The sequence below is a fragment of the Methylorubrum podarium genome, from assembly GCF_022179745.1.
GTDB classification, from domain to species: Bacteria; Pseudomonadota; Alphaproteobacteria; order Rhizobiales; family Beijerinckiaceae; genus Methylobacterium; species Methylobacterium podarium.
This window is the reverse complement of the sequence record NZ_BPRD01000645.1, coordinates 1-1370: the sequence shown is the minus strand read 5'-3', so window position 1 is coordinate 1370 and position 1370 is coordinate 1. Positions and strand designations below refer to the sequence as shown.

Annotated in this window: 1 protein-coding gene; it reads left to right on the top strand. The window is 66.6% G+C overall.

Features of this window, described 5'->3' with window-relative positions; all coding sequences use genetic code 11:
- Positions 1-1131 (top strand): aconitase family protein (locus MFF42_RS25215; RefSeq protein ID WP_238258718.1); only part of this gene is annotated, 1131 nt, incomplete at its 5' end.
- Positions 1132-1370: the final 239 nt, after the last annotated feature.

The window sequence follows — 1370 nt, the reverse complement described above, 5'->3', positions numbered from 1 at the left end:
GACGTGGTCGCGGCGGCGGTGCTCTCGGGCAACCGCAACTTCGAGGGCCGCGTGAACCCGGACGTGCGGGCGAACTACCTCGCTTCGCCGCCGCTGGTGGTGGCCTACGCGCTCGCGGGCTCGCTCCAGATCGACATCACCCGTGAGCCGCTCGGCCAGGGCTCGGACGGCAAGCCGGTCTACCTGAAGGACATCTGGCCGTCCTCGGAGGAGGTGAACCGGTTCATCGAGGAGAACATCACCTCGGAGCTGTTCAAGAGCCGCTACGCCGACGTGTTCGGCGGCGACGCGAACTGGAAGGGCGTCGAGGTGACCGAGGCGGAGACCTTCGCCTGGGATGCGGGTTCGACCTACGTGCAGAACCCGCCCTATTTCGAGGGCATGACGAAGACGCCCGACCCGATCACCGACATCGAGGGCGCGCGCATCCTCGGCCTGTTCCTCGACTCGATCACGACGGACCACATCTCGCCCGCCGGCAACATCCGCGCGGCCTCACCGGCCGGCGAGTACCTGCAGTCGCATCAGGTGCGGGTGCAGGACTTCAACCAGTACGGCACCCGCCGCGGCAACCACGAAGTCATGATGCGGGGCACCTTCGCCAACATCCGCATCAAGAACCAGATGGTGCGGGACGAGAGCGGCAATGTCGTCGAGGGTGGCCTCACGCTGCACCAGCCCGACGGCGAGCGGATGTTCATCTACGACGCCGCGCAGAAATACGCGGCCGAGGGCACCCCGCTCGTCGTCTTCGCCGGCAAGGAATACGGCACCGGCTCGTCCCGTGACTGGGCGGCCAAGGGCACCAAGCTCTTGGGCGTGCGCGCCGTGATCGCCGAGAGCTTCGAGCGCATCCACCGCTCGAACCTCGTCGGCATGGGCGTGGTCCCGCTGGTCTTCCAGGGGGACACGTCCTGGCAGTCGCTCGGCCTTAAGGGCGACGAGACGGTGACGATCAAGGGGCTGGCCGGCGAGCTGAAGCCGCGCCAGACGCTGACCGCGGAGATCACCTCCGCCGATGGTTCGAAGCAGGAGGTCCCGCTGACCTGCCGGATCGATACCCTCGACGAACTGGAATACTTCCGCAACGGCGGCATTCTTCCCTACGTGCTGCGCTCGCTCGCGGCGTAAGCGGCACCCTCTTTCACACCCTCCTTCGAAAGGCCTCCCTCCGGGGAGGCCTTTTTCGTTTCAGCCGGGACCAGGCCGCCGAATTCGGTTTCCGGATGAATCCTTGTCCTGCTTTCCGTCATTCCGGGGTGCTGACAAGCGAACCCGGACCCGAAGGGGCGCGCCGGAGGCGTGCAATCCACGACTGGCCTCGACGCTCTGATTCAGCCGCGCATCAGGGTTGGATCCCGGGTTCCGCT